This is a genomic window from Dolichospermum sp. LEGE 00240 (assembly GCF_015207875.1).
Taxonomy (GTDB): Bacteria; Cyanobacteriota; Cyanobacteriia; order Cyanobacteriales; family Nostocaceae; genus Dolichospermum; species Dolichospermum gracile.
The window spans coordinates 19,244-27,998 of sequence record NZ_JADEVZ010000067.1 but is presented as its reverse complement, the minus strand read 5'-3'; the positions used below and the strand labels follow the sequence as shown (position 1 = coordinate 27,998).

Below are 8,755 nucleotides of genomic sequence, written 5' to 3'. Positions count from 1 at the left end.
CCCCTACCTCCCCCCACCTCCCAATTAAGGGGGGTAAACACAAGAGGGAATTAGGGAATTAAAAAATCTAAATGATCTCCTGATTTAGTGCGTAAATCTGCCAAAGAACCTTGTAATTTCAACTTACCTTGATCTATTAAAACAATCCAATCAGCACGATTAATTACTTTGGGTCGGTGAGTAATTAAAATTGTTGTTTTCCCTTGACGGTGTTGAAATAATTGGTCTAAAACTTGGGCTTCACTCACTGGATCAAGTCCACCTGTAGATTCATCTAAAATGAGAATTGCTGGGTCTGTAACAATGGCTCTAGCTATGGCTAATCTTTGTCTTTGTCCACCAGAAATATTAGCACCAAATTCACCCAAAATAGTTTGATATGTCTCAGGCATTTTACTGATAAATTCATCAGCACCAGCAATTTGACAAGCTTTGACAATCTGTTCAAAGCTAACATAAGGCGCTCCTAATCGGAAGTTTTCGACAATAGAGCGATTCCAAAAATGAGCATCTTGGGGAACGAGAACTACCTGTTGACGGAGAGATTCTAAGGCAAGGTCTTGGAGGTTATAAATGCCAATTTGTATATTGCCAGATTGGAGTTTATATAAACCGGAAATTAATTTAGATAATGTACTTTTACCACAGCCAGATTTGCCAATTAAAGCAATATTTTTACCTCCAGGAATCGTTAAAGAAAAATCTTCTAATAAATCAATGCGACCAGGATAATGAAAGTTTATATTTGTACAAATAATATCAGCATTTTCAGAAATTGTCGCAAAAGGTTTTTTACCATTATCATCATCTTCTGGAGTGGCATCAATAACTTCTGTTAACCGCCGTACAGCAGTTTTTGCACGAGTAAATTCATCAACAAAATTAATAACTGTACTAATTAACCCAATAAAATTACCATTCATTGAGTTAAAGGCTAGTAATTGTCCAATACTCAAATTTTCAGATGGGTTAATTACTAAATAGCCACCAAACCAAAGTAAAATTACACTACCAATACTAGAAACAAAACCAGAAAATGTATTATTAATAATCCCAATTTGCATTGTCTGAAATGTGAGTCTAGCTAGACGATTAAAGCGATTTTGTAATTCATCCCAAAATTGTCTTCCTGATGTGGTTGTTTTGAGAGTTAATGCACCTTTAAAGGTTTCGACTAAAACCCCTTGGGTTTCGGATTCTGTAACTAACAGTTCATTAGTTTTTTGCTGTAATGTGGGTTGAAAAATAAATGTAGATATGGTCATTACCACAGAAATTACTAAAGCTGCTGAGGTAAGTTTCCAACTATAAAATAACATGAGAAATAAGGAAATTACCGCAATAAAAAATTGACTTGGTAATCCAACAACAACTTGAGCAATTAATTGATTAATTTGGTCAATATCTCGCAGCCGACTGACAACTTCACCACTGCGACGGGTTTCATAATAAGTTAATGGTAAACGCAGAATTTGCCGCCCAAATTCTAAGACTAAACCTAATTGCATTCGTTGGGCAAAATGAGCAATTAAGTTAGACTGGACAAATGAGAGACTATGAGAAATAATATTCATGACGACTACAGAAATTACTACTGTAGTCAATAATTTTGTGTCACCTCTAACTAATACATCATCAGTAAGAATTTGCAGCAAAAAAGGGGAAGCTAAAGACAGCAAACCCAAGACTAAATTGAGAGGTAATGCTTGGAATAAAATGCCACGATAAATCCAAACTCGTTGGAAGAAACGCCAAAAACCACCGACTTTATCTTGCTTTTGATCAAAAAAGCGAATAGGGTCTGGTTCTACTAATAATAATAACCAATCTGTCCAAGCTGCTTCTACATCTTGTTTGGAAAGATAACGCAAGCCCACTGCGGGGTCTGCAATCAGAAATTTTTTACCTTTTTTACCATATAAAACAACCCAATGATTTCCTTTCCAGTGAATAATTGCTGGTAAAGGTGCTTCATTAATTTTATCTAATATTTCTGGCGAAGTTTTCACGGGATTAGCTTTAAAACCCAGGATTTCCGCGCCTCTTTTTAATCCTAATAAGGTGGTTCCAAATTGCCCAGTTCCGACTGCTTCTCTAATTCTGCTAATGGTAAAAGTCTGACCATAATGTTTAGCAATTGAAGCCAAGCAAGCTGCCCCACAATCTTCTTCGCTATGTTGTTGAACTAACTTGTATTTCATAGGTAAAGCACCCTGGAGAATAAGAAGCAGATGGTATATTTTTAGAATTAGTTTATTTTGGATTGATGGTGTTTAAATCAAGTCTTACTTATGTGAATTAACAGATTAGACAATGGTATTTTACGAAAAAAGATAGTCAGCAATCAGTAGAAGAATACTAGAGAGTATATTTGTCTCTTCTATTATTCTGTATCTAGCTGATAGCTGACTGACTTTAGTAATGAATAGAAACAGAAAAAAGTAAGGTTTTATAACTTATTTCTTTCTATTACTAAGTTTTGTTTATTATCTCTTGTTACTGTTACTGATACCTTGCAGAACTAAAGCACCAGCAACGGCACCTCCATTACCATATGATATTGGCACTTGGGTAATGATTGTTGTATTTGCTGCTACTTGAGTATTGATATTTGGAGTTTGAACTGCTGGAAAATTAAAACCCTTCTTACCTTTACCATACCAACCACCAGCTACGATCGCTTGTTGTTCAACAGATACTTCGGTAAATAAATTAGACATGACTGAATTCTCCTTGATTTGTATTATTGCTTGGGTTTGTTTGCTGCTTGTTTGCCGCTTTCCCCCTCGCTTGTTAATAGAATATCGAGAAGTTATGAGTTAATTCATTCTCATTTTCTGCAAACTTAATTACCAGATTTAGGACTAGAAATTTCCGAAAAATACACGCCAAATCGGCTAAATTCATTTGAACTAATTTCAAGTTTTAGCTAAATTAATTTCTATATAATGTCAGATAGACGAGCAGGATATCATCAATATATGTTTAATATGAAATCTATATCTAGCCAGGAAATTTATTTCCTGGCTAGTAGCTCAAGTCAGCTAAAGATGACTAAATAATCTCAAAATTCGTGAGTACACTTTCTGAAATTAGTGCGTTTTAACGCAATTTTGCTATTAGCCTAGAACTTTAGTTCCAGGCGGGTAAGGAACACCAAAGCAAAGATTTTAAGCAAATTGATATCAGATAATCTTTGCTAACTATAATTTGCAGCGACGGTGTTTTCTGCTCTGACTACGTGGGTAAACAAAGAAATTAAAAATCATATATATGATTTTTATGTTGGTTATATTATTAGAAATTGCAACTAGGTTGTTGTTTCCTATAGCTACAGCATTAGTATCGCTGATATTGCCACCACCACCAATTATGGTTTCTTGTTGTTCAATAGATACTGTAGTAAACAATGGATTAGACATTATTCAAGTTCCTTTAAATTTCAATTATCACCAATCAATCTTATTTTCGTTAATAGATTATATGTTTATGATTATCTTTGTCATGGCTAATTTACGCCAACTTTATTACTAATTTAAGAAATAAATATTTCCTAAAAATACACGCCAATCTGGCTAATTTATTCGATGGAATTTAAATTCTATGCTATTTTAATATAGTTAGTTTAACGAAACTCAATACCCCTGGCTATCCTAGGTCTAATGTTGGGTTATGCCTTCGGCACGCTACGCGAACACTTCGTTCAACCCAACCTACAAAGATCAAATTAATATTCTTTACCATCAGGGGAATGCTAGGATCATAGTTCTTTATTCAATGGATAGAAGTGTGAAAAATAAATAATCTGTAAATAACTAGTATTATCTACAGATTGATAGTAATTATTAACCTATATAGGAGTCCTATTTGACTTTTGAAATGGTCTTAGAGAATTGTAACTGCTCGATAAATGGGGGCAGACTACCTGTTCGGGAAGGATTTTACGCCATTTGAGGCTTGTCATGGAAGGATTTACCCCGCATTATTAGGGTAATAGGAAGAAAGGGAAAGGGAAAGGCCAATTTATACCCCTTATTTCTTGAACGAATTTATCGAACTTCTTCGGGTCTTCTTGGCTGACCTTATTAAAACAAGAACAAGAGATTCCATCGCCACCAGCTACGGTTTCTTGTTGCTCAACAGGTACATCGCTAAACAATGTATGTAACATATTACAAATCTCCTTGATGTTGAATTAGTGCAAAGGTTGATTACGGCTTTTTAGCTGCTCAAATCTTCACGTGATTAAAATAGTATCTAGGAATAAATAGATAAATCATTATTACTTTCTGCAAGTTTCATTACCAGATCAGGAAACATCAGTTTCACAATTACGTCAGTGATATTTCAGAAAAATACACGCTAAATTGGCTAAATCATCTTCACAAAATAGAAAGTTTCTGCTATGGTTTTCTGTTACCTACTGAGTACACAAAAGTATCCCTTAACTACCTATTACCAAAATTACTCCTCTTACCAAGGAAAGGGCTGCCAAACTTCCCATACTTCACTGTAAACTAGAAAGAATATGCTGTGGTGCGATACCTATAATAAATATGTCATTAAAAATAGATTCTGGATTATTTACCTATGATTTCATTGATCATCACGCAATCTTATGTGTGCCAGTTGATGCTGAATTTAAAGAAATTCGTAAGCGTTATTTACAAATTGCTCGGATATTGCACCCAGATAGTTCGCTGATGAGGAATGAGTCGGAAAAAGAGATGGCTAATCAATTGTTAGCAAAGCTGGTTAATCCGGCTTATGAGAAGTTTTCTGTGGAAGGCAATCGGGCTGAGTATTTGTTTATTCTGACACAAATGGGGAAGAGATTTGCCCAAGAACCAGGAGCAATTAGACTGAAGACGGAATCGGGACGACAATTGTTAGCTGCGCCTAATGTGAGTATGGCATATAAGCAGGCGATCGCAAAAATTGCCGAAACTCAATTTAGTGATTTGCAACAAGTACACAAAATCATCGCCGAAGTTAGTGAGCTAAATCTAGTTTACCTGATGCGGATAGCCGGACAGTCAATGAATAAGTCCGCATCTAGTCAGTCTGGGAATTTTTCCGAAAATTTATCACCAACACCAATTTCACCCCCGAAAGAAGAGTCAATCGTAGAACAATACCTGCGTCGCGCTCAAGTTTTATTAGAAACAAACCAATTGTCCCCAGCCAAAGTAGAATTACAAGATGCCTTAAAGTTAGAACCGCGAAATAGTCATTGCCATAGTTTGATGGCAATGGTATATTTACGGCAAAATCAACTGAAAATGGCAAAAGTTCACTTTGATAACGCCCTGAAGTTAAATCCCAATGAAAAAATCGCTTTGGAATGGAAACCCAAGGTAGATAAGGCTTTAGGAATTACAACCAGTGGTTCTCAAGGGACTTCCGCTTCTAAAACTGAAGAGAAGCAACCAGATAAGTCTGGAAAAGGTGGTTTGTTTGGCGGTTTGTTTGGTGGGAAGAAAAAATAATGGTGTATCAACCAGCAGCGGGAGCAAGGGATCTATTACCTTTAGATGTGGCGCAAAAACGCTGGATTGAAGATAGATTAGAACAGGTGTTTCAACGGTGGGGATATCACAGGATTATCACCTCGACTTTGGAACGAATGGATACTCTGATGGCTGGTGAAGCTATTGTGCGTCAGATGGTGATTCAACTCCAAAATAGTCAAAATGAAGAATTGGGGTTGCGTCCAGAATTGACTGCCTCTATCGCTCGCACAGTGGTAACTCGCATGACAGATGCGACCTACCCCCAGCGACTATATTACAATGCTAATGTTTTCCGCCGCAATTGGGAAGGTCATAATCGTCAGCAGGAGTATTATCAAGCTGGGGTGGAGTTACTGGGTGCAGAGGGATTATTAGCCAATGGGGAAGTGTTGCTGCTGGTGGCAGATTGTTTAACAGCATTGGATTTAAAAGATTGGCGGTTAATTTTGGGGGAAGCGGGAATTACTCGTTCTTTGCTGAATGCTTTTCCCCCGGAAATCAGAAATCAAGTCCGCAGGGCGATCGCTAATTTAGATCGCGTGACTATTGATACTTTGCCTTTGAGTGAAGAACTTCGCCAACGCGCTAAAATCATGTTGGATTTGCGGGGTGATAGTAGAGATGTTTTACAAAAAGTTAGTAGTTTACATCTAGAACCAGACCAGCAAGAGGCAATAAATAACCTCAAATCTCTAGTAGAATTACTAGATGGTAAATTCCCTTTAATCCTTGATTTGAGCCTAATTCAAACCATTGATTACTACACAGGTTTGGTTTTTGAAGTAGTGAGTGAGACAAATTCTCAAGCACAGATTTTAGGAAGTGGTGGTCGTTATGACCAATTGTTAGGTTTATATCATCCCCAAAAGGAAAATATTCCCGGTATCGGCTTTGAATTGAATATTGATGATTTATACCAAATTCTCCTATTAAATCAGCAATTACCCCAAGATATTCCCCCTAGTAATTGGTTAGTAGTCCCAGAAACCCCCGGTGCTGAAGCTGCGGCTTTTGCCTATGCTGATAAATTACGTAACTCCACTGATTTGGTGAGAGTAGAAATAGACTTGGGAGGTAGGGACATAGAAGCGATTCGTCAATATGCAAGCGATCGCTCCATTACCCAAATAGCCTGGATTAAAGCTGACGGTTCACACACCATTGAACCCGGAATCATCCCGTAGGGGCGGGGTTTCCCCGCCCTATCGGGGTTTCCCCGCCCTATTGGGGTTTCCCCGCCCTATCGGGGTTTCCCCGCCCTATCGGGGTTTCCTATAAATGCGGTCAATGTGAAATAAATATCAAAAAGAGGGAATCGGAAAAATGCCACATACCATTGTTACAGACGTTTGTGAAGGTGTTGCTGACTGCGTAAGTGCTTGTCCTGTAGCTTGTATTCATCCAGGTCCAGGGAAAAACGTCAAAGGCACAGATTGGTACTGGATTGACTTTGCCACCTGTATTGATTGTGGCATCTGTTTGCAAGTTTGCCCCGTAGAAAACGCAATTTTGGCAGAAGAAAGACCAGAATTGCAGAAAATAGTAAATTAGGTGACAGGTGACAGGTGACAGGTGACAGTGGAAAAGAAAATCACCAAATTACCTGTTACCTGTTCCCCGTTCCCTGTTCCCTGTTCCCTCATGTAACAAATGACAAATAATTATTTATTAAAAGTAGAAAATGTCCACGCTGGATATATTAAAGATGTAGATATTTTGCAAGGTGTCAACTTTCACATTGCACCAGGAGAATTAGTTACAGTAATTGGTCCAAACGGTGCAGGTAAATCCACCTTAGTAAAAACCATTTTCGGACTGTTGACACCCCACACCGGAACAATCACCTTTAAAAATCAGAATTTGATTGGTTTAAGATCAAATCAAATTGTCGCCAAAGGAATGTCCTATGTTCCCCAAATTGCCAACGTTTTCCCATCCTTAAACATAGATGAAAACTTAGAAATGGGGGCTTTTGTGCGAGATGTTCCCTTGAAACCTCTTAAAGATAAAATATACACCATGTTTCCTCGATTGAGCGATCGCCGTCGTCAACGCGCCGGAACTCTTTCCGGTGGAGAAAGACAAATGTTAGCAATGGGGAAAGCATTAATGTTAGAACCCAGTTTACTCCTATTAGATGAACCCTCAGCCGCATTATCTCCCATTTTGGTAACTCAAGTATTTGAGCAAATTAAACAAATTAAACAATCGGGGACTGCGATAGTTCTAGTTGAACAAAATGCCCGAAAAGCTTTGGAAATGGCAGATCGTGGTTATGTGTTAGAATCAGGTAGAGATGCGATCTCAGGACCAGGTGGAGAATTATTAAATGATCCTAAAGTGGGAGAATTGTATTTGGGTGCTGGGAAGGGACATTAATCAATCAAATCAGATCCCCGACTTCTTTAAGAAGTCAGGGATCTAAAACCTAAACCTATACTATTATTGGGAATATGACTACACAAACAATATCATCACCGGAAATATATCAAGGTCAATTTGGGGAGTTTAGGATTACCGAGAGCGATCGCCAAAGTGTGATAATTTATCGAACAGGATTAATGATCGCCGCCCTGTGTTTTGCCATTGGTAGCGGTTTAGTCTTATTTTATCCCCAACCCGCTGCTATCGCCTCCCTGACCCCTCTCTACACCTGTTTTAATATTGCCCTGGGAGTTAGTTTATTAACTATTCATATCTATATGGCATTTTTGCACCGCATTCTCCAACTTTTTTGGATAATTGGTAGCATTTGTGCCTTTATTTTTGGACATGGTGATAGTCAAGCTTTTGCAATTACTATTTATAATCAACCCCTCACCATATTAGGAATTGGTTTTACCTTCGCAGCCTTGACAGGGATCTTTTTCAAAGAAGGTTTTTGTTTCCATCGTTTAGAAACTAAAATCTTAACTCCCCTTGTTCCCCTACTATTATTAGGACATTTAACCGGAATTTTATCAACGCCAGCAGAACAAGTTTTACTAGCAACTTGGGCAATTTTATTCCTCATCTTTGCTATAAGAAAAGTAATTCAAGCTATTCCTCCCGACATTGGCGATAAATCTGTATTTGATTATTTGAAAAATCAAATTAAGACCCGGCGACTAGAAGTCACAGCTACACAAACAAAGTCCGCCTCCGCGGACTAAAAAAATCAAGATATTGAACCCACCCACCATCTGGGTTTTGCCTGTGTAGACGCGGTTTTTAACCGCCAGGTAATTATATTTATACTAAGT

The 8,755-nt window shown here is 37.8% G+C and carries 9 protein-coding genes; 5 read left to right on the top strand and 4 right to left on the bottom strand.

All coding sequences use genetic code 11. The features are described from left to right. Positions 1-50: 50 nt before the first annotated feature. From IQ226_RS19075 to IQ226_RS19060, 4 genes are all read right to left on the bottom strand, one after another. The gene (locus tag IQ226_RS19075; RefSeq protein ID WP_193897948.1) at positions 51-2,201 is read right to left on the bottom strand and encodes a peptidase domain-containing ABC transporter; all 2,151 of its coding nucleotides are present in this window, start codon (positions 2,199-2,201) and stop codon (positions 51-53) included. A 285-nt stretch (positions 2,202-2,486) separates the two neighbouring features. Next, a complete protein-coding gene (locus tag IQ226_RS19070; protein WP_193897946.1) occupies positions 2,487-2,720 on the bottom strand; it encodes a hypothetical protein in 234 nt (77 codons plus the stop codon). A gap of 483 nt (positions 2,721-3,203) precedes the next feature. After that, positions 3,204-3,422 carry a hypothetical protein gene (locus IQ226_RS19065; RefSeq protein ID WP_193897944.1) on the bottom strand — a complete coding sequence of 73 codons (219 nt, stop codon included), beginning with the start codon at positions 3,420-3,422 and terminating at the stop codon, positions 3,204-3,206. 563 nt (positions 3,423-3,985) lie between these two features. Continuing rightward, positions 3,986-4,171, bottom strand: coding sequence for a hypothetical protein (locus IQ226_RS19060; protein WP_193897942.1), 186 nt, complete (start codon positions 4,169-4,171; stop codon positions 3,986-3,988). A 385-nt stretch (positions 4,172-4,556) separates the two neighbouring features. On the opposite strand from IQ226_RS19060, the gene IQ226_RS19055 reads away from it, so the two are divergent. From IQ226_RS19055 to IQ226_RS19035, 5 genes are all read left to right on the top strand, one after another. Further along, complete coding sequence (locus IQ226_RS19055; protein ID WP_193897940.1) at positions 4,557-5,489, top strand: J domain-containing protein; 933 nt, start codon at positions 4,557-4,559, stop codon at positions 5,487-5,489. After that, positions 5,489-6,697, top strand: coding sequence for an ATP phosphoribosyltransferase regulatory subunit (locus IQ226_RS19050; RefSeq protein WP_193897938.1), 1,209 nt, complete (start codon positions 5,489-5,491; stop codon positions 6,695-6,697). Before IQ226_RS19055 ends, IQ226_RS19050 begins: the two co-directional genes overlap by 1 nt. A 139-nt stretch (positions 6,698-6,836) precedes the next feature. Next, complete coding sequence (locus IQ226_RS19045) at positions 6,837-7,064, top strand: ferredoxin family protein (RefSeq protein ID WP_027400959.1); 228 nt, start codon at positions 6,837-6,839, stop codon at positions 7,062-7,064. A gap of 99 nt (positions 7,065-7,163) precedes the next feature. Beyond that, entirely contained in the window at positions 7,164-7,892 is a 729-nt protein-coding gene (locus tag IQ226_RS19040) for an ABC transporter ATP-binding protein (protein WP_193897936.1), read from the top strand. A 74-nt stretch (positions 7,893-7,966) separates the two neighbouring features. After that, a complete protein-coding gene (locus tag IQ226_RS19035; RefSeq protein ID WP_193897934.1) occupies positions 7,967-8,665 on the top strand; it encodes a DUF2301 domain-containing membrane protein in 699 nt (232 codons plus the stop codon). Positions 8,666-8,755: the final 90 nt, after the last annotated feature.

What these genes read in the sequence shown, in the direction of transcription:
- IQ226_RS19075 (WP_193897948.1), bottom strand. Translation starts at nt 2,201, where the DNA reads ATGAAATACAAGTTAGTTCAACAACATAGCGAAGAAGATTGTGGGGCA.
- IQ226_RS19070 (WP_193897946.1), bottom strand. Translation starts at nt 2,720, where the DNA reads ATGTCTAATTTATTTACCGAAGTATCTGTTGAACAACAAGCGATCGTA.
- IQ226_RS19065 (WP_193897944.1), bottom strand. Translation starts at nt 3,422, where the DNA reads ATGTCTAATCCATTGTTTACTACAGTATCTATTGAACAACAAGAAACC.
- IQ226_RS19060 (WP_193897942.1), bottom strand. Translation starts at nt 4,171, where the DNA reads ATGTTACATACATTGTTTAGCGATGTACCTGTTGAGCAACAAGAAACC.
- IQ226_RS19055 (WP_193897940.1), top strand. Translation starts at nt 4,557, where the DNA reads ATGTCATTAAAAATAGATTCTGGATTATTTACCTATGATTTCATTGAT.
- IQ226_RS19050 (WP_193897938.1), top strand. Translation starts at nt 5,489, where the DNA reads ATGGTGTATCAACCAGCAGCGGGAGCAAGGGATCTATTACCTTTAGAT.
- IQ226_RS19045 (WP_027400959.1), top strand. Translation starts at nt 6,837, where the DNA reads ATGCCACATACCATTGTTACAGACGTTTGTGAAGGTGTTGCTGACTGC.
- IQ226_RS19040 (WP_193897936.1), top strand. Translation starts at nt 7,164, where the DNA reads ATGACAAATAATTATTTATTAAAAGTAGAAAATGTCCACGCTGGATAT.
- IQ226_RS19035 (WP_193897934.1), top strand. Translation starts at nt 7,967, where the DNA reads ATGACTACACAAACAATATCATCACCGGAAATATATCAAGGTCAATTT.